This is a genomic window from Microbacterium lacus, assembly GCF_002812805.1.
Lineage (GTDB): Bacteria > Actinomycetota > Actinomycetes > Actinomycetales > Microbacteriaceae > Microbacterium > Microbacterium lacus_A.
This window is the reverse complement of record NZ_NMUM01000013.1, coordinates 1-17,591: the sequence shown is the minus strand read 5'-3', so window position 1 is coordinate 17,591 and position 17,591 is coordinate 1. Positions and strand designations below refer to the sequence as shown.

The following is a 17,591-nucleotide window of genomic DNA, read 5'->3' as shown; positions in this document are numbered from 1 at the left end:
ATCTGATCGGGCGATTTCAAGATCGAGTGGGCTGTTTTCGGCAAGGCTCCCGCCACGGTCGCGCCCCTGCGCGACACTGGCGGATCGGATCGGGATGGATCAGGTGACGCGTGCGTCCACGCGACGCTCGAGCACGCGCGCACCGAGGAACACCAGCACGGACGCGATGGTCGCGATGAGGGCGGTGCCCCAGGCGCGCTCCATATTCATGTAACTGCGCGACTCCGAGAACAGGGCACCGAGTCCATTGGTACCCATGAGGAACTCGGCGAGCATGGCCGCCAGCACCGCGGTCGGGGCGGTGATGCGCACCGAGATCATGAGATTCGGCAGCGCATGCAGGATGCCGAGGCGTCCGAGTACCTGCAGCTTGTTGGCACCCATGACCCGGAACAGATCCGCACCGGCTTCGGGAATCGAGGCCAACCCCGACAGTGTGAAGACGAAGGCGGGAAAGAAGCAGATCAGCGCGGTTGAGGTGATCACGGCCGCGTCGCCGTAGCCGACGATCCGGGCGATGATCGGGATCATCGCGGTGATGGGAACCGAGCGGATGACGAGGGCTGTCGGTGTCACGACGCCCGACAGCGCGGCCGACCACCACACCGCGATACCGGCGACGAAACCAATGAGGGTCCCGCCGATCAACCCGCCCAACGAGACGCCCAGGGTGTAGAGCACGGAGGGCAGATAGTCGCCGAATCCCGCGGTGAGGTCGGTGATGACGTTCCAGGGACGAGGAGCGACGGTCGACGTGTAGTCGTTCAGGACGATCCAGAGGTCCCAGGCGACCAGGATCAGGGCGATCGGCCAGAGGTGCAGCAGACCCACACCGAACGCACGCAGGCGGCTCATGCGAACCTCCGAACGGCGACACGTTGCAGTTGGACGAAGATGAGATATGCCGCCAGCGACATGATGGTCGCCGCCAGCGCCGCCGACCAGAGCAGGGCCATCTGGTAGTTCTGCATGGCGCTGACGAGCACCAGTCCGAGCCCCATCGGGGCACCGAACCACTCGCCGATCGTCGCCCCGAGCACGGCGGCGGGAGCCGCAAGCGTCAGTCCGTCGAAGAAGGCGGGAATCGCCTGCGGCACTTCGAGACGCGCGAGGCGCTGGATGCGCTGGGAACCGAGCACGGTGAAGACGTCTTCGTGCGCGGCACTCGTGTGGGCGAAGCCCGACGTCATCGTGACGAACATGACGAACCCGACGCTGAGTGCCGCGATCACCATCGGCGTATCCTCGCGGCCGACGGTCGTGATCAGAAGCGGCGCCAGGGCGATGGTCGGTACCGCGTGGAGGATGGCCGCGAAGCGATCGAATCCCGGACGCAGCAGCGGGACGACCAGCGCGAGCGCCGCCCCGATCACGGCAACGGCGACGCCGAGGACGAACCCTTGGGCGGCGGCCGAGAGCGTGACGAGGGCGTTCCGCCACACGAGGCTCGCGCCGGCCGGCGTCGAGACGTACGCCACGACATCCGTCAACGGGGGCCATGCCCGTCCGGCGAGCTGGAACTGTCCGATGAGTTCGGCGCCCAGGATGAGGAGCGCACTGCCGACGACTCCGTAGATGACTTTGGTGGATCGCCGGGTGGGCTTCACGCCGCGGCGCTTTCGCTGGCATCGAGGAGCGAGGTGAGCTCGTCGACGAGGGCATGGAACTCGGGAGATCGGGTGGTCTCGGCATCCCGCGGACGGGGGAAGTCGACCTTCTTGACCTCGCGGACCTGCCCGGGGCGCCCGGTCATCACGATGATCCGATCGGCGAGGATGAGTGCTTCGTCGACGTCGTGGGTCACGAGGATCGAGGTGATCTTCTCCTCGCCCCAGATGCGCGCGAGCTCGGCATTCATGCGTCGACGTGTGACGGCATCGAGTGCGCCGAATGGTTCGTCCAGGAGAAGCAGATCCGGACTCAGCACGAGGGCGCGTGCGATGGACACGCGCTGGCGCATGCCACCCGAGAGCTGCTTCGGCCGCGCCTTCTCGAAACCGCTGAGCCCGACGAGCTCGATGAGTCCGTCTACCCGGGCATCGTCGACCTTGTGGCCGGCGACTTTGTGGGGCAGCGCGATGTTCGAGCGCACGGAGGCCCACGGCAACAGGGCATGCTCCTGGAACGCGACGCCCAGCCGGTGCTGCTTCGCCAACTGGCGCGGCTCGGCACCGAAGATCTCGACGCTTCCGTTCGTCGGCTCGTCGAGCCCTGCCGCGAGGCGCAGCACCGTCGACTTGCCGCACCCGGACGGGCCGATGATGGCGACGAACTCGCCCTCCTCGATCTCGATGTCGACCTGCGCCAGGGCCTGCAACTGCTTACCACGGCCCAGCGAGAAGATCTTGTCTGCCGCACGGATCGAGACGGCCGTCTTCGGTCCCGAAGCAACGCCCACGTCCGTGGTCGAGGCCGTCTGAGCGGCGGTGAAGGTGGGTGCGGTGACGAGTGCAGCAGAGGCCATGGAGGGATCCGTCCGGTCAAGAACTTCCAGATCGAGCCACTCGTACGCTTGCTGCTCCGCCCGAGTGAATTGGTTAGTTCAACCGTAGGAACGTCCTGTTTCGGCCAGGTGACGCGATCGTGCGGACCTTGTTACGTTCTCGACGCCGACCCGCTCAGATCACAGGTCGAACTTCTCGTTGTCAGCTTCGAACGCCTCGCCGGTGATCTTGCTCTTGACGAGCGATACGAGCGTTGCGACCTTGCCACCCGGGCTGTCCCAGTACTCGCCGCTCAGAGCGTCGACCTTCAGTAGAACGACGTTCGGGTCTTCGGGTCCGTCGGGGAACCACGCCTCCACCGCGGGGTTCCAGAGTTCCCGCAGCTTCGCGAGATCTTCCACGACAAGCGCGGTTCCGGCGAGTGACAGCCACGAATCGTTGGAGCTGAACGAGACGCCCACGTTGGGGTCGCGCGCGATGTCTTCGACCGCCGAAGCGCTCTTGCCGATGATGAACCAGAGGTCGCCGTCGAACTCGGCTTCCTGAACCGTCAACGGGTGCGCCGTCAGCTTGTCGTCCGTGGTGCGGGTCGTCAGCATCGCGAAACGGAACTTCTTCAAGAGGTCGTTGAGCTTGTGGAGCTCAGATGATGAAGCGGTCATGATGGCGCCTTCCTGCGCGAGGAACCCCGTATCCGGGGATCGTTTCGCACAGTCAACCGCAGCGCTCGGGAGACCGCGGGGGCGTTGACAACGCCACCGAAGGTGCTACGCGCCGGCCGCAGGCACACCGCACCTGGTCAGCTGACGACCTCGGGGAGTTCGCGAATGGGGACGAGGACGATGTCCTGCACCTTCCAGTCGATATCGATACACGCCTGGCGGGCTTCCTCGAGCTCGTCGAGGGTTGGGAGTCGGCCGTCGACGGGCACGACGAAGGCCTCGATGTGGAAGACGTGCCCTTCGTCGCGCATCCGACTACCCGCCGCCGCCACCCAGGGGAGCGCGCGCAGATAGTCGTCGACGCGAGCGGCCACGGGATGCGGCTTCTTGTCGTCGAACGTCGTGGCTCGTTCGTCCATGAGGTCGGCGAGCGCAGCACGAAGGTTTCGGATGCCATCCCACAGGATGCTGGCCGCGATGAAAATCGCAGCCGCGGCATCGAGCCACCACAGCCCGATGCCGATACCGGTGACACCGATGATCGAGCCGAGCGCGGTCATCCAGTCGGCCTTGTTCATGTCTGCGTCGGCGTACAGGACCTTGTTGTGCAGATCTTCCGCGAGCTTCAGCTTGATACGACCGATGAAGACGGGTGGAAGAGCCGTGACGGCCATGACCGCGATCATGAGCCATCCGAGCCAGATCGTCGATCCGAGGATCTCCACCGTTCCGATCGTCGGGTGTTCCGCGGCGACCAGTCCGATCGTGGAGTCGACGATGAGATAGGTTCCCATCGTCGCGAGCGCGACGGCTGCGACGAGATGTCCGACGCCGACCGATCGATGGAACCCGTATGGGTGACGTTTGGTCGGCAGCTTCCGATTGATGCGCACGGCGATGAGGAAGGCGATCGGCGGGATGAAGGAGAGAAGGTCCTCGATCCATGCCGCCTTCATCGCCTGCGAGCTGCCGAGAACGAGGAAAACCAGGGTCACGGTCACGGCGAGAAAGCCGATGGTGATCCACTCGAGTCGGATGGCTCGGCGCAACACTTTCGCCTGACGCTCCGGCAGCTCGGTGTGACCGAATCGCACGGTCTCGCGGCTCACTGACCGACCCTCTCGGTATCGCTGAGGAATGTCTCGAGCTCAGTGAGGAACGCGTTCTCACCCATCGGTGTCAGCATCACGATCTTGAGCGTGCTGCCGTCATCATCGGTCACTTCGGTGTACGGTCTCGTCACGCCCGCCATGTCGATCCAGGGGGTCGCGTCGGTCAGGCCGCCGGCGACGAGATCCAGCTGCCCGCGTTCCAGCTGGCGAACGAGCGCCTCTTCCGCCCCCACGGTCCACGCGGGCTCCGCGCCCAGCGATTCAGCGAATGCTTCGATGAGTTCCACTTCTGGCCCCTCGGGCTCACCGCTGCCGGCTTGGCCTGTCTCGACGAAGCCATCATTCAGGGAGACCCCGACCCGGAGGATGCCGCCGCGGACCGTGTCGAGCGTGCCCGAGGGATCCGCGGGGATCTGTATCCCACAACCCGCAAGTGCGAGCGCCGTCACCACCGTGCCTGCCACCCAGGTGAGGTGACGTGCGCCGGAGCGAGCGCCCATTCTCATGTTCGCCACCGCCGTATCCCCTCGGTCCCTTCCACGGTCCGAGTGTGGCTCCGACGCGTGCGCGACGGGAGGGGGTTGAGCTCTCCCGAAAGGTGTGCTCAACAGTGCGCAGACATCTGCTCAGCGTGTGCGGGCGCGAGACCTCACGCGTGCGGACGGGAGGGGCGGCGCCGCGACCTGCTCGCCCACGACGCTCTCGATCTCGCCGATGCCCTCGATCACCATGCGGACGACATCTCCCGTCTGCAGCGGCGGCGGCGTGAGCCCGCGGTTGCGACCCCACAGCTCGCCCAGGCAGCCACCGTTGCCGACCGTGCCCGAACCGAGGACGTCACCCGGCATCACGCGCGAATTCCGGGATGCGTAGGCGACGAGCTCGGGGAACGGCCACCCCATGTTCGACACCAGGTCTTCGCCGATGAGTTCGTCGTTGATCCGCACCTCGGCGTGCACCGCGAGGAAGCCGTCCTCGTCGAGATACCCCTCGAGCTCGTCGGCCGTCACGATCCACGGCCCGAGGGTCGTGCCGAAGTCTTTGCCCTTGCACGGGCCGAGGCGCACCTTCATCTCACGCGCCTGCAGGTCACGAGCCGACCAGTCGTTCATGATCGTGTACCCGAAGATGTGCGGCGCTGCGGAGATCGCATCGAGGTTCGATCCGTCAGATCCCGGCACGGCGCCGATGACCACCGCGAGCTCGAGCTCGAAGTCGAGACGCTCGGTCACCGGGGGACGCACGGGCTCGCTCGGGGCGAGGATCGTGTGCGGGTTGGTGAAATAGAAGGTGGGGGCCCCGTACCATTCGGCTGGCACATCGCTCTTGCCCTCCACACCCGCGCTCACGCCCTCGACGTGCTCCTCGAACGTCACGAAGTCGCGAACCGACGGCGGAACGACGGGTGCCAGCAGGTCCACGTCCGCGAGGGGGCGCCTTCGGGCACCCGACGGACCGAATGTCTCGGTGTGAAGCGCGCGCGCCGCGTCCAGGCCCTCGGCCAGAACGGATGCGACGGTGCGGCCACGCGGGAACGAAACCACATCCGAGCCCTCGACGAAACCCTCGCCGATCGTGTCCCCGTCGCGCCAGCGGGCGATCCTCATGCGTTCCTCTTCGTCTCGAGCAGAGCCGCGGCGTTGCCGCCCAGAATCCGCTGCGTGATCTCTTCCGGCAGCCCGGCCTCACGGATCTTCGCGACGGGTTCGTCGAGCCCCATGTCGAACGGGTAGTCGCTGCCGAGCACCACACGGTCTTCCCCCGCGACCTCGACGAGCGCGCGGAGTGTGCGCTCATCGTGGACGACGGTGTCGAACCAGAGCTTTCGCAGATAGGTGGACGGCGGATGCTCGCAGACCCGCGCATCCGGACGCACACGCCAGGCGTGGTCCGAGCGACCGATGACGGTCGGCAGGTAGCCCCCGCCGTGCGCGGCAACGATCTTCAGTCCCGGATGCCGATCGAGCACGCCCGCGAAGATCAGGTGCGACAGAGCCACCGCATTCTCGGTCGGCTGACCCACGGTGTTCGCGAGATAGAACCGGTCGAGGCGCTCGTCGAGGCTGCACCCGAACGGGTGCAGGAAGATGACGATCCCGAGCTCTGCGGCGCGCGCCCAGAACGGCTCGAGACGCTCGTCCGAGAGCTCCACGTCGCCCGCGAACGACGAGATCTCGACGCCCGCGAGGCCGCGGCCGAGAACGGCATCGTCGAGATACTCGACCATCCGCTCGGGGTGCTGCATCGGAACGAGCCCGAGGCCCGTGAGCCGATCGGGGGCCTGCGCGACATACTCCGCGATCAGGCGGTTCGCTTCACTCGCAACCCAGACCGCGAGTCCCTCGGGCGCCCACGGGTAGAAGTGGTTCGGCGAGGCACTGACCCACTGGCGTTCGACACCCTGGGCATCCATGTCTGCCAGCCGCACGTTCACATCGGTCAGCTTCGGGATGCGCTTGCCGATCATCGGGCCCGAGACCGCCTGGCTCGCGGCGCCGTTGCGGCGGAAGTCGAGCGCGGCGGCCTCGGCGACCAGATCGGGCGCACGCCGCTCGACCTCGGCGTGGAGCGAGGGCAGCAAAACGTGGGCGTGGACGTCGGTCACACCGCTCTGATGAACGCTCATGCGGGCTGCGCCATCTTCTGCGCGATGCCGAAGATCAAACCGCCCGCATCCGCGTCGCGATCACCGTCGATCTGCCACTGCCCGAGCTGGACGGATGCCTCGACGACCGCCCGCGCGCGCGGGATGCGGCGCTGGTGGAACTCGTCCCACAGGCCCTGATCGATCTGGTCGCGCGTGATCAACAGCTCGGTGAGCACGAAGGCATCCTCGAGTCCCTGGGCTGCGCCCTGGGCGATCGTGGGAGGACAGCTGTGCGCGGCATCGCCGATGATCACGACACGTCCGCGATTCCAGGGCGCCGCCACCAGATGCTGGGTGAACCACGTGTAGTTCGCGTGAGCACCCTTCTCGAGATCCGCGCGGATCGCGTTCCACGGCCCGCCGTACGCCCGTGACTCCTCGAGCATGATGCGCGTCGCCTCTTCGTCCGAAACTCCGACGCGGTCCTGCGCCTTCTCGACGAGGAACGCGTACATCGAGTCTTCGCCCGTCGGGGTGTAGCCGGCGATGTACACCGGGCCGCCGTAGTACAGCTCGCTGCGCTCGACGTCCGCCGGGCGAGAGACGAAGGTGCGCCAGATGCCCATGCCGGTCGGCTCGGGCTTGGTCTCGATGCCGATCATCTCGCGAACGCGCGAGTTCAACCCGTCCGCACCGATCACGAGGTCGTAGTGGCCGACGCTCTCGTCGTTCACGAACAGCTCGACGAAATCCTCGGCCTGCTCCAGGCCCGACACCTTCGACCCGAAATGCATCGCCGCACCGGCGCTCACGGCGTGCTCGGCGAGGATCCGGGCGAGGTCCGCGCGCGGCATCCCCATCGCGGCGGGGTAATCGGGGCCGCCGGTCTTCACGTCCGGCAGTGCCGCGACGACGGGGGCGTCGGGACCGGGGGCACGAAGCGTCAGCCCCTCGAACGCGAACCCGGCGGCGCGGATGTCGTCCCAGGCTCCCAGTGCATCAAAGACGCGCAGGGCGTTGCCCTGCAGCGAGATACCGGATCCGAGGGCGTACAGCTCGGACGTGGACTCGTACAGGTCGACGTCCACGCCCGCCTTGGCGAGCTGGATGGCGGCGGCGAGCCCGGCGACGCCGCTTCCGACGATGGCGACCTTGTTGACGGCGTTGTTCGCGACGGTCATTTTCAGAACCTCTCTGTTCCGGATCGTGGGGGGATTACAGCAGGGCGACGGGATTGATCGGCGAACCGACGGCGCCCGTGATGGGCAGCGGGGGCGCCGAGAGCAGGAATTCCCAGCGACCGAGTTCGGCACAGGTCTCGCCGAGCTCGTCAAGGTTCCACATCTCGCCGATCGTCAGGCCCATGTTCGGGATGACGATCTGGTGCAAAGGTTGGAAGGCGGGCGCGTCGAACTCGTTGGGACGCACCTCGAAGCCCCAGGTGTCGGTCGCGATCGCCGCGATCTCGGTGCGGTGCAGCCATCCCGCGGTCGTCAACGACAGCCCGGGAGCCGGGCCACCGGCGTACTCGCCCCACCCTTCGCGTACCGCGCGCGTGAACCGACCGGTGCGGACGAGCACGATGTCGCCGCGGCCGACCGCGCTCGTCGCGCCTTGCGCCGCGATGCAGGAATCCAGCTCGTCCGCCGTGATGGCATAGCCATCCGGCAGTTCGCCGGTCTCGGGTGCGAGGTGCCGGCCGAGGTCGAGCAGTACGCCGCGCGAGACGATCACATCACGAGCGTGCTCGATGCCGGTGACCAGGTCTCCCTCGCTCGTGACGACATCCCCGGCACGCCGCCCGTTCCAGGCATTCCCGTGATCGAAGATGTGCCCGAGGCCATCCCATTGGGTCGAACACTGCAAGGGCATCGTGATGTAGTCGTCGGCGCCGCCGATTCCGTGCGGGAATCCCTGATTGCCACGCTCGGCATCCGTTCCCGTATCGGTCATCGTGTGCACGGGGTTGATGCGACGCCGCCACCCCTTCTGCGGGCCGTCCGTGTCGAACTTCTGTGAGAGCGAGATCACACGGCCCTGCGACACGAGTCGAGCGGCGGTAGCGCGCTTGGCCTCGTCGATGAAGTTGAGCGTTCCCAACACATCGTCTTCGCCCCATCGACCCCAGTTGCGGTGGGCCGCGGCGCGTGCCGCGATCTCGGCCTCGGGGTTCTGCCGGTCAAGGTCCGCCGGGCGCTCGGACGGCTGGGGCCGGTCGGTGCTCATCGAGTCCCCGCTGTGCAACGCACGACCTGGGTGCCGAGTCCCTGAATCGACCCGGTCATGACGTCGCCGTCGCGCAGGAACCGCTTCCAGTGCTGACCGTTGCCGGCGGGGCTTCCCGTCAGCAGCAGGTCGCCCGGGTTCAGTGGCGCAGTCTTAGAGGCGACGGAGATGAGCGAGGGAACGTCGAAGATGAGCTCGGCGGTCGTCGCATCCTGCATGACGTCGCCGTTGAGTTCGAGCACCACGCGCAGGTTGGACGGGTCGACGAAGGATGCCGGCACCAGGAACGGGCCGGTCGGAAGGAACCCGGGCGCGTTCTTGGAGCGATACCAGTCGGCGCCGATGTCGCCGACGTCCGTCGGGAAGACCAGGTCACGCGTCGTGACATCGTTGACGATCGTGTATCCGGCGACATGATCCATCGCGTCTTCGGGCTCGACGTCGAACGCTCGGCGCCCGATGACGATCGCGAGCTCGAGTTCCCAGTCGTGCGTCTCGCTGTACGAGGGCAGCTCGAGCGCGACGTCGTCGCCGACGACGCACTGCGGTAGGCCGATGAAGAAGAACGGACGCCCGCTTGCGGCGCGCGCATCCATCACCTTCTCGGCGTGGGCGCGCACCTCGTCGGGACTCCGGGACGGGTCGCCCTTCGACAGACCGGCCATGATCAGCTGGATGACGTGGGTGCGGTAGTTCGCGCCCGCCTGCAGCACCTCGCGGGGCTCGACCGGGGCGGTGAGTGTCACCTCGTCGAGCGGACGCCACGGGCCGTCCTGCCCGGCGAGTGCTGCGAGTCGATCCCACGCCGGATCGGCGAGGAAGGAATTGAGGTCTTCCGCTCCGAGTTCGGCGGGAGTCAGGGGCCGGATGCGGTCACCCGCGACGAGGCCGAGAACGGCGCGTCCCTCCTCGTGGAAGCGCGCTAGCGCGAACGGGGCTTCGAGGCCTGCGGACGTCTTCGTCATCTTTACTCCTTGCCGATCAAGTGGAACGAGCCAGGGCGGCGCGATCGGCGGCGCCGCCCGAGCCCGGTCTCAGGTTCTCAGCCGTGCTGGGTGTACGGATTGAAGAGCTTCTCGCGGATCTCGTCCGGAACTCCCTCTTCGGTAGCCGTGGGGCCGTCGGCAGCGGGGAAGGACTCCGTCATCGACATCGGCATCGACCCGTTGCGGTAGATGTTGCTCGACCCGAGCGACGGCTTCCACGTGTTCGGCGTCCAGTCGGGCACGTAGTTGCGGTACCCGCCGGTGTTGAGCTCGATACGCATCGACGAGGGCTCACGGTAGTAGAGGAAGGTCTGCTCGCCGATGCCGTGGATGGAGGGGCCGTATTCGATCGCGACGCCATCCTCCATCAGGGTGTCCGCCGCGATGAGCAGCTCTTCGTAGGTGTCGACCCAGAACGCGTAGTGGTTGACGCGGCCGGCGCGCGACGATCCGTCGAGAACGACGCCCAGGTCGTGCGACTTCTCGTTCGTGGTCAGGACCGAGAACACCGAGATGGGGGCTTCGTCGAGGACGGTGCGCGCCATGATGCGGAAGCCGAGGACGTCGTTGTACCACTTCGCGAAGCCGTCGACGTCGCTTGCGGCGATCGTGACATGGTCGAGCTGACGGGGCGCTCCGGCGACCTTGGACCGCTTCGACGGACGGTCGGGGAAGATCGACGCCTCGTGTCCCGGGGCCTGGAAACGCTCTACGTCCCAGTGCAGAGTCATGGGGTGGCCCCACGGTCCGACGAAGCGGAGCGCCCGGCCCACCTTGTATCCGTCGAACCACTCGACCTCGACTCCCGCGGCCTCGAGGCGCTTCGCGGCCTCGTCGAGGGCCTCGGCGCTGGACGTGCGCCACGCCATCGTGTCGAGCATCGCCTCATCGCCCGGGACGACGACGACGGAGTATGCGTAGTAGTCACCCCAGCAGCGGAGGTAGACGCGGCCATCCTCGCGGGCGACCTCCGTCAGACCGACGTGCGTCTTGTAGAACTCCACCGAGGCCTCGACGTCGGGCGTCGTGATGGCCACATAGGAGAGGTGGGAGAGAAGTTTGATCATCTTCGATCCTTTCTGAAGCAGGCGGGCACCGGATCTGCCCTGCTCAACCAGCATGCGAGGAGCAAACACATAAGGGAAGTCGATTCTGGCGATGTCGAGTATCATTCCCCTTGATACGCCCCGCACCACGACCGCATGGACCTCGACAGCACCGCACCCGCGCGAAGGAGCGCACCGTGACAGACAGCTCCCGACTCAATCGGCTCGACCTCAATCTGCTCGTCGCCCTCGACGCACTCCTCACCGAACGCAGCGTCACACGCGCAGCGGAACGGCTTCACCTCACCCAGCCCGCGCTGAGCGCCTCGCTCTCGCGCTTGCGCGCCCATTTCAACGATCCGATCCTGGCGCGGCGAGGTAACACCCTCGAGCTGACGCCGTTCGCAGTCCGGCTGCTCGATCACGTGACGACCGCACTCGAGGCCGCACGACGGGTCTTCGACAGCCAGGCGACCTGGACCCCCACCGAGTCGACGCGCGAGTTCTCGGTGTACGGATCCGACTACGGCTTCGCGACGATCGGTACGGTCGTTTCACGGCTCGCCGCCGAGCGGAGCCCCGGAGTCCGTTTCCGTTTCATGCTGCACACGCCGCAGGTCGTCGAGGATGCCTCCAGTCGGCTGCGCTCCGCCGACGCGATGCTCATCCCGCACGGGTTCTTGAGCGACCTGCCGTACATCGACGCGTGGCGCGACGACTGGTTCGGGCTCGTCGCGGATGAGAACGAGGACGTCGGCGACGAGCTGACGATGGACAATCTCGCGGCGCTTCCCTTCGTCATGACGTACGCCTCGCGCAATGCCTTCACCTCGGTGGGGCGGCAGGTTCAACAGCTGGGCATCGAACCGCGCGTCGACGTCGTGGTCGAGAGCTTCCTGAGCCTTCCCCACTTCGTGCAGGGCACGAACCGGATCGGACTCATCCAGGGAGCCCTCGTTCCTTTCGCCCGGCAACTCGGCGGGACCCGCGTCATGCGGCTTCCCTTCCCCGCCACATCCATCGTGAATGCGCTGTGGTGGCATCCCGTGCACTCTCGCGATCCCGAGCACGCGTGGATGCGCGACCTGTTCGCCGAGGCAGGCCGAATCGTCGAGTACGGCATTCACGCGCACGCGCCGTGACACCCGCCGCGTGGATGGCGCCCGTCAGAAGCAGCGTCTAGCGGGCGCTCCCTTCGCGGCGCCGACGCAGGTAAGTCGAGACGAAGACCGCGATCACGAGCGCGACGCCGTTGAAGACCGAATCGACCCACGACTGGGCCCCGGCGAGGGTCAGCCCGCTGACGGCGACGGCCACGAAGAGCACACCGATGATCGTTCCGACGATGTTGAAGCGACCCGGTCGAATCGCCGTCGCACCGAGGAAGACGGCGGCGAGGGCGGGAAAGAGCAGCTCGGTTCCGGCGCTCGGGTTCGCCCCGCCCGTGCGTGCGCTGAGCAGGACACCGGCGACTCCGGCGAGCGTGCCCGCGAGGACGAAGCCGACGAGGGTCAGCCGGGACGCACTGATTCCGACCAGATCCGCGGCTCGCCGGTTCGAACCCACCGCGTAGAGGCGTCGACCGAAGGGCGTCCAGGTCAGGACGTACCAGATGATCGCGAACACCACGATGACGACGTAGAGGACCATCGGAAGACCGAGCCACGTCTGCGAACCGAAGGCGATCATCGACGGGTCGATGCCGTAGATAGGCAGGCCGCCCGAGTACCACTGCACCAGGCCTGCGAGAGCCGTCGCGACACCCAGCGTCGTGATGAACGCGTCGAGTCCGACGACGGCGACCAGCCAGCCGTTGATCAGGCCGACGAGAGCTCCTGCGGCGAGCGCGAGCAGGATCGCGACCGGAACGGGCAGCTGGAGCTGCGCTTGCGCGCCGGCGCAGACCATCGCCGCGACCACAGTGTTCGCCCCCACGGAGAAGTCGAAGTTGCCGGTGATGAGAGGGATCATCACGGCGATGGCGCAGAGCATCACGACCGACTGGTTGGCAAGCACGACCGACAGGTTGGCGGGCGAGAAGAAGGTGGACGAGCTGGCCGGAAGCACGGCGAAGAACACGATGATCACGAGCAAGAGAACGGGGAGCCCGTAGCGCTCGCCGACCGCCGAGAAGCTGCTGCGCTGCACGGGGATGGTTCGGGTCTGGGGCGAAGTCATGCGGGTACTGGCTCCTCTGCCATCATCGCGTTCGCGATCTCGTCGCGCGTGGTGTGTGCGGAATCCAGGACGACGGCGATACGGCCGGCCCGGAAGACCGCGATGCGGTGGGTAAGTGTGAGTAGTTCGTCGAGATCGGACGACGCGACGAGCACCGTGGCACCCGAACGCGCGGCGTCGACGATCTTGTCGTAGACGTCGTGACGGGAGACGACATCAACACCCTGGGTAGGTTCGAGCAGCAGGATGAGCTTCGGGTCGCGCTGGAGCCAGCGCGCGATGATCACTTTCTGCTGGTTTCCGCCCGAGAGGACGCCGAGGGGGACATCCGCGTTCGCGGCCCGGACGTCGTACCGTGTGATCGCGTCATCCGACGTGTGCTGCTCGCGCTTGCGAGACAGCGTGAGACCGTTCCACAGGCGATCCAGGACGGACACACTGATGTTCTGCGTCACCGACATATCGGCGAAAGCGGCATCGGCATGGCGATCCTGCGGGACGAAAGCGCTGCCGGCGGCCATGGCCTCGCGAGGCGTGCGGGGGGCGTAGTCCGCTCCGTCCACCGCGACCGAACCGGCCACGACGGGGAGGGCTCCGAAGAGGGCGCGAACGACGTCTGCGTGCCCCGCGCCGTCGAGTCCCGCGAATCCGAGGATCTCACGCTCGCCCGCAGTGAAAGACACCGACCTGCTCGCGCCCGCGGTCAGGCCGAGCACCTCGATCCGGGTTGGCCCCGCCTCGTGCTCGACGAACGAGCGCGGCATCTCGCGACCCTCGCCCCCGGTCATCAGACTCACGACCTGGGGCAGCGGCATCGCGTCGAGTGGCGCACTGCCAACGGATCGTCCGTCGCGGAAGACGGTCACGTCGTCCGCGACGGAGGCGATCTCGCTGAAGCGGTGACTGACGAGGACGATCGTCTGACCGCCGTCGGCACGCTTGCGGATGGCTCGCATCAACTCACCCGCGTCGTGCTCGCCGAGCGCTGCCGTCGGCTCGTCGAGCATCAGGATCGAGTCCGCGGACTCGGCGTCGTCGAGGGCCCGCGCGATCGCGACCATCGCCCGCTGGGCGGGCCGGAGATGCGCGACGAGCGTTCGGGCATCCGCCTCGATCTCGAAGGTTTCGAGTAGCGCCTGAACGCCGGTACGAAGCTCGCGCTCGCGAATGGCACTCCATCGAGTCGGGTACCCGCGACTCAGACCGATGTTCTCGGCGATGCTCAACTGCGGAAAGAGCCCCAGGTCCTGGTGCACGAATCGAAGCCCGAGACTGCGAGCAACGGCGGGCGAGACATCCGCCATCGCCAGCTCGCGTCCTCCGAGGTGAAGAGTGCCTTCGTCCGCCGTATAGACGCCGGCGAGGGACTTGATGAGCGTGGATTTACCCGATCCGTTGCCACCGAGCAGCGCGTGCACCGTCCCGCGACGAACGACCAGTTCCGCACCGACGAGAGCACGGAAGTGCCCGAAGGTTTTGGAGACGCCGCTCGCGCGCAGGCCGATGGCGTCGGAGGTGACGCGCTGCTCGGTGGCCATGGGACTTAGCGCTCCCAGACCGACAGGTAGTCGGCCTGGAAGTCGATCGTCGGCGTGTAGCTGAACGGCTGCCCGGCGTCAGGCAGGTTGTTCTCGGCATCCACGACCTGCAGACCGATGCCCGCGGGCAGGATGTCCTGACCGGCGAGGCTGCGCAGCGCCGCGTCGACACCCGCCCAGCCGTTCCACTCGGCGGCGCTCGCGACGGTAGCGTCCTGTCCTCCGGCGGATCGGATGACCTCCCAGTTCGGGATGGACCCGAAGTTGCCGACCACGTGCAGGGTCTCGCCCCGACCGGACGCGTTGATTGCCTGGCCGAGGCCGGCGAGGAACCATCCGTCGATCGGGATCGCCACGGCGTTCGCGTCGGCGTACTGCAGCAGCGCGGTCGAGAACTTCTGCGGCAGGGTGCCCGTTGCCAGGTCGGAGTTCGCCAGCTGAACCGTTCCGACGATGCTGCATCCCTCGCACTCGGCGAGACGAGCCTCGAGTGCCTCGGTGATGATCGGGCCCCACTGCGTGTCGTTGAACTCGACCTGAAGGAGCTTCACGGCGCCGTCGGTCTGACCGATCAGCCAATCCGCCTGAAGTTCGCCGACCTTCGACCAGTACTCCTCGTACGAGAAGCCCTCGAGCATCGTGACGTTCGCGGTGTACAGCGACGGGGTGCAGTCGACGCCACCCACGTTGACCGTGGTGATCCCCGCGTCGGCCGCCTCTTGCAGGGCGCCGCTGATGGCGCCGCAGTCCTGGCCGATCGTGATGATGACGTCCGCCTGTGCGGCGATGCCCTGACGGATGCAGCTTCCCCAGCCGTTCGGGTTGAGCTCGCCGTCGCAGACGCTCGCTTCCCACCCGATCTGCTCGGATGCGTCGACCGCGCCGGCGGCGGGTGCCGCGCAGGTCGTGGCGAGCTCACCGCACGAGACGACCCATGCGGTGATGTCGCTCGGTACGGCGACGGGTTCGGTCGGCGGGGCGCCGACCACGCCTTCGTAGGCGGCGGCGAGCGCCGATGCCGCGTCGCCACCGGCGGGTGCGGATGCCGAGGGGGTGTCGGTTCCTCCACCGACGGTCCCGGTGGAACAGGCCGTGACGACGAGGGCGATCGTCAGTGCGAGGAGCGCGCCGACGAGCGGCCGACCTCTGCGGGTATGTGATTTCACGGAATCTCCCTTGATTCGATGTCTGGTGCAGACGTGTCGAAATGTATAGGACCGCAAGCGCCGAGAGAATAGGCCGAAAACGGTCGAAAACGACCGTTGGGCAGCCCCTCCGCGCGCCCACACACGCCACACCATGAGGCTGTTTTCGGCACGTCCAGACGGCTCGCCCGAAGACTCCGCGGGCGGGTCGACCCGCGCGTATCCGACGGGGTGCGTCTCGTAGCTTGGTGTCAATTCCTGCGGGGTTCTCGTCGTCGTTGACGTAGGAGGGCCATCGTGGGATGACCAGTTGTTTCCGCCAAGAAGCAAAGAAGAGATCCCACGATGACCCAGAATCAGTCTGCCTTGACGACCCTGATCGCAGAAGTCCTCGCCGATCCTGACCTCGCCCATTCCGACGTGTTCCGTCGGATGCTGCAGGCGGGGCTGCAGGACCTTGTTGACGCGGAAGCGACCGCGAAGATCGGCGCGGCCCGTTACGAACGCACGGCGGAGCGCACCACGCGTCGCAACGGTGCTCGCGCGAAGACGCTCGCCACGCCCGCGGGGGAGGTCGACATTCAGATTCCGAAGCTGCGGGAGGGGTCGTTCTTCCCGAGCCTGCTCAGCCCACGCCGCCGTGTCGACAAGGCGCTCTACGCGGTGATCTGCCAGGCCTGGATCGACGGAGTCTCCACCCGCAAGGTCGACCAGCTCGTCCGCGCGCTGGGCAACGACACCGGCATCAGCCGGTCCACCGTCTCCCGCATCTGCTCCGAGATCGATGAGGTGGTGCACGAGTTTCTGCACCGCCGGCTCGATCACACCTGGTTCCCGTACCTGTTCCTGGACGCCACCTACCTCGACGTGCGCCACCGTGGCCGGGTTCTCTCCCAAGCCCTCATCGTCGCGACCGGGGTCAGCGGCGACGGCCGTCGGGAGATCCTCGGGATGGCTCTCGGCGACGCGGAGACGACGGACTTCTGGACCGAGTTCCTCCGCTCCCTCCGCGACCGCGGTCTGAAAGTCTCCACCGACACAGACCCGCTCGGCGTGACCCTCGTCACGTCCGACGCTCACGCCGGCATCAAAGCCGCCGTCAAAGCGATCCTCCCCGGATCGGGCTGGCAGAGATGCCGCGTCCACTTCGCTCGTAACGTCACCCAGAAGCTCGGATCGGCACGCTCCAAGCCCGTCAACGCGCTGATCTCGACGATCTTCGCGCAGACCACCCCCGAGGCCGTGATCGCCCAGTATCACCAGGTCTCCACGTCCCTCCGCGGGTCGTTCCCGGAGATCGCAGACATGCTCAATGCTGCCGAAGCAGACCTCACCGGATTCGCGCCGCTCCCGCGTGAGCATTGGCAGAAGGTCTGGTCCAACAACCCGATCGAGCGCCTCAACCGTGAGATCAAACGCCGCGCCGACGTCGTGCAGATCTTCCCCGACCGCGACTCCGTCACCCGCCTCATCGGCGCCGTCCTGCAGGAGCAGCACGAGGAATGGCAATACGGTGAACGCCGCTACCTCTCCGACATCTCCATGCGCAAACTCGTCCACACACTCCAAGACCACGCCGAGCCTGAGCGCCCCGACCTGTTCCTCACCGCCTGACCCTCACCCATCAAGGAAGCAGCCGGATTGACACCACAACACGGGACTTGACC

17 protein-coding genes are annotated in these 17,591 nt (G+C 66.8%); 2 read left to right on the top strand and 15 right to left on the bottom strand.

Translation table 11 applies throughout. The features are described 5' to 3' along the window. Positions 1-99: 99 nt before the first annotated feature. From CGU34_RS04585 to CGU34_RS04530, 12 genes are all read right to left on the bottom strand, one after another. On the bottom strand, positions 100-855 hold the full coding sequence (locus CGU34_RS04585) for an ABC transporter permease (RefSeq protein ID WP_100813414.1): 756 nt from the start codon (positions 853-855) through the stop codon (positions 100-102). Further along, positions 852-1,607: an ABC transporter permease gene (locus CGU34_RS04580; RefSeq protein ID WP_198517682.1), complete on the bottom strand. Its 756-nt coding sequence runs from the start codon at positions 1,605-1,607 to the stop codon at positions 852-854. The genes CGU34_RS04585 and CGU34_RS04580 overlap by 4 nt, the downstream gene beginning before the upstream one ends. Next, positions 1,604-2,464, bottom strand: coding sequence for an ABC transporter ATP-binding protein (locus CGU34_RS04575; RefSeq protein WP_100813413.1), 861 nt, complete (start codon positions 2,462-2,464; stop codon positions 1,604-1,606). The genes CGU34_RS04580 and CGU34_RS04575 overlap by 4 nt, the downstream gene beginning before the upstream one ends. Before the next feature lie 159 nt (positions 2,465-2,623). Beyond that, positions 2,624-3,106, bottom strand: coding sequence for a pyridoxamine 5'-phosphate oxidase family protein (locus tag CGU34_RS04570; RefSeq protein ID WP_036300097.1), 483 nt, complete (start codon positions 3,104-3,106; stop codon positions 2,624-2,626). A gap of 137 nt (positions 3,107-3,243) precedes the next feature. Further along, positions 3,244-4,215: a cation transporter gene (locus CGU34_RS04565; RefSeq protein WP_036300093.1), complete on the bottom strand. Its 972-nt coding sequence runs from the start codon at positions 4,213-4,215 to the stop codon at positions 3,244-3,246. Then, a complete protein-coding gene (locus CGU34_RS04560) occupies positions 4,212-4,724 on the bottom strand; it encodes a transporter substrate-binding domain-containing protein (protein ID WP_232711538.1) in 513 nt (170 codons plus the stop codon). The genes CGU34_RS04565 and CGU34_RS04560 overlap by 4 nt, the downstream gene beginning before the upstream one ends. 120 nt (positions 4,725-4,844) lie before the next feature. Beyond that, positions 4,845-5,825, bottom strand: a complete 981-nt coding sequence (locus tag CGU34_RS04555; protein ID WP_036300090.1) for a fumarylacetoacetate hydrolase family protein — start codon at positions 5,823-5,825, stop codon at positions 4,845-4,847. After that, on the bottom strand, positions 5,822-6,844 hold the full coding sequence (locus CGU34_RS04550; protein ID WP_100813412.1) for an amidohydrolase family protein: 1,023 nt from the start codon (positions 6,842-6,844) through the stop codon (positions 5,822-5,824). The genes CGU34_RS04555 and CGU34_RS04550 overlap by 4 nt, the downstream gene beginning before the upstream one ends. Then, the gene (locus tag CGU34_RS04545; protein ID WP_100813411.1) at positions 6,841-7,986 is read right to left on the bottom strand and encodes an FAD-dependent monooxygenase; all 1,146 of its coding nucleotides are present in this window, start codon (positions 7,984-7,986) and stop codon (positions 6,841-6,843) included. Before CGU34_RS04545 ends, CGU34_RS04550 begins: the two co-directional genes overlap by 4 nt. Before the next feature lie 34 nt (positions 7,987-8,020). Further along, a complete protein-coding gene (locus CGU34_RS04540) occupies positions 8,021-9,031 on the bottom strand; it encodes a cyclase family protein (protein ID WP_100813410.1) in 1,011 nt (336 codons plus the stop codon). Further along, entirely contained in the window at positions 9,028-9,996 is a 969-nt protein-coding gene (locus CGU34_RS04535) for a fumarylacetoacetate hydrolase family protein (RefSeq protein ID WP_100813409.1), read from the bottom strand. The genes CGU34_RS04540 and CGU34_RS04535 overlap by 4 nt, the downstream gene beginning before the upstream one ends. Positions 9,997-10,073: 77 nt before the next feature. After that, positions 10,074-11,084, bottom strand: a complete 1,011-nt coding sequence (locus CGU34_RS04530) for a VOC family protein (RefSeq protein WP_100813427.1) — start codon at positions 11,082-11,084, stop codon at positions 10,074-10,076. 176 nt (positions 11,085-11,260) lie between these two features. On the opposite strand from CGU34_RS04530, the gene CGU34_RS04525 reads away from it, so the two are divergent. Beyond that, positions 11,261-12,205, top strand: a complete 945-nt coding sequence (locus CGU34_RS04525; protein ID WP_036300077.1) for a LysR family transcriptional regulator — start codon at positions 11,261-11,263, stop codon at positions 12,203-12,205. 37 nt (positions 12,206-12,242) lie between these two features. Here CGU34_RS04525 and CGU34_RS04520 read toward each other — a convergent pair whose 3' ends face one another. The 3 genes from CGU34_RS04520 to CGU34_RS04510 are packed head-to-tail and all read right to left on the bottom strand — an operon-like array spanning position 12,243 to position 15,945. After that, entirely contained in the window at positions 12,243-13,241 is a 999-nt protein-coding gene (locus CGU34_RS04520) for an ABC transporter permease (protein WP_036300074.1), read from the bottom strand. After that, positions 13,238-14,779 (bottom strand): sugar ABC transporter ATP-binding protein, encoded by a 1,542-nt coding sequence (locus CGU34_RS04515; RefSeq protein ID WP_051513732.1) that lies wholly within the window; start codon positions 14,777-14,779, stop codon positions 13,238-13,240. The genes CGU34_RS04520 and CGU34_RS04515 overlap by 4 nt, the downstream gene beginning before the upstream one ends. Before the next feature lie 5 nt (positions 14,780-14,784). Then, the gene (locus tag CGU34_RS04510) at positions 14,785-15,945 is read right to left on the bottom strand and encodes a sugar ABC transporter substrate-binding protein (RefSeq protein ID WP_051513730.1); all 1,161 of its coding nucleotides are present in this window, start codon (positions 15,943-15,945) and stop codon (positions 14,785-14,787) included. A 324-nt stretch (positions 15,946-16,269) separates the two neighbouring features. On the opposite strand from CGU34_RS04510, the gene CGU34_RS04505 reads away from it, so the two are divergent. Next, on the top strand, positions 16,270-17,538 hold the full coding sequence (locus CGU34_RS04505) for an IS256 family transposase (protein WP_100809674.1): 1,269 nt from the start codon (positions 16,270-16,272) through the stop codon (positions 17,536-17,538). The last annotated feature ends 53 nt before the right edge of the window (positions 17,539-17,591 follow it).

Bases quoted from the DNA above. Each gene is read 5' to 3' on its own strand.
- CGU34_RS04585 (WP_100813414.1), bottom strand. From the start codon at position 855: ATGAGCCGCCTGCGTGCGTTCGGTGTGGGTCTGCTGCACCTCTGGCCG.
- CGU34_RS04575 (WP_100813413.1), bottom strand. From the start codon at position 2,464: ATGGCCTCTGCTGCACTCGTCACCGCACCCACCTTCACCGCCGCTCAG.
- CGU34_RS04570 (WP_036300097.1), bottom strand. From the start codon at position 3,106: ATGACCGCTTCATCATCTGAGCTCCACAAGCTCAACGACCTCTTGAAG.
- CGU34_RS04560 (WP_232711538.1), bottom strand. From the start codon at position 4,724: ATGAGAATGGGCGCTCGCTCCGGCGCACGTCACCTCACCTGGGTGGCA.
- CGU34_RS04555 (WP_036300090.1), bottom strand. From the start codon at position 5,825: ATGAGGATCGCCCGCTGGCGCGACGGGGACACGATCGGCGAGGGTTTC.
- CGU34_RS04550 (WP_100813412.1), bottom strand. From the start codon at position 6,844: ATGAGCGTTCATCAGAGCGGTGTGACCGACGTCCACGCCCACGTTTTG.
- CGU34_RS04545 (WP_100813411.1), bottom strand. From the start codon at position 7,986: ATGACCGTCGCGAACAACGCCGTCAACAAGGTCGCCATCGTCGGAAGC.
- CGU34_RS04540 (WP_100813410.1), bottom strand. From the start codon at position 9,031: ATGAGCACCGACCGGCCCCAGCCGTCCGAGCGCCCGGCGGACCTTGAC.
- CGU34_RS04535 (WP_100813409.1), bottom strand. From the start codon at position 9,996: ATGACGAAGACGTCCGCAGGCCTCGAAGCCCCGTTCGCGCTAGCGCGC.
- CGU34_RS04530 (WP_100813427.1), bottom strand. From the start codon at position 11,084: ATGATCAAACTTCTCTCCCACCTCTCCTATGTGGCCATCACGACGCCC.
- CGU34_RS04520 (WP_036300074.1), bottom strand. From the start codon at position 13,241: ATGACTTCGCCCCAGACCCGAACCATCCCCGTGCAGCGCAGCAGCTTC.
- CGU34_RS04515 (WP_051513732.1), bottom strand. From the start codon at position 14,779: ATGGCCACCGAGCAGCGCGTCACCTCCGACGCCATCGGCCTGCGCGCG.
- CGU34_RS04505 (WP_100809674.1), top strand. From the start codon at position 16,270: ATGACCCAGAATCAGTCTGCCTTGACGACCCTGATCGCAGAAGTCCTC.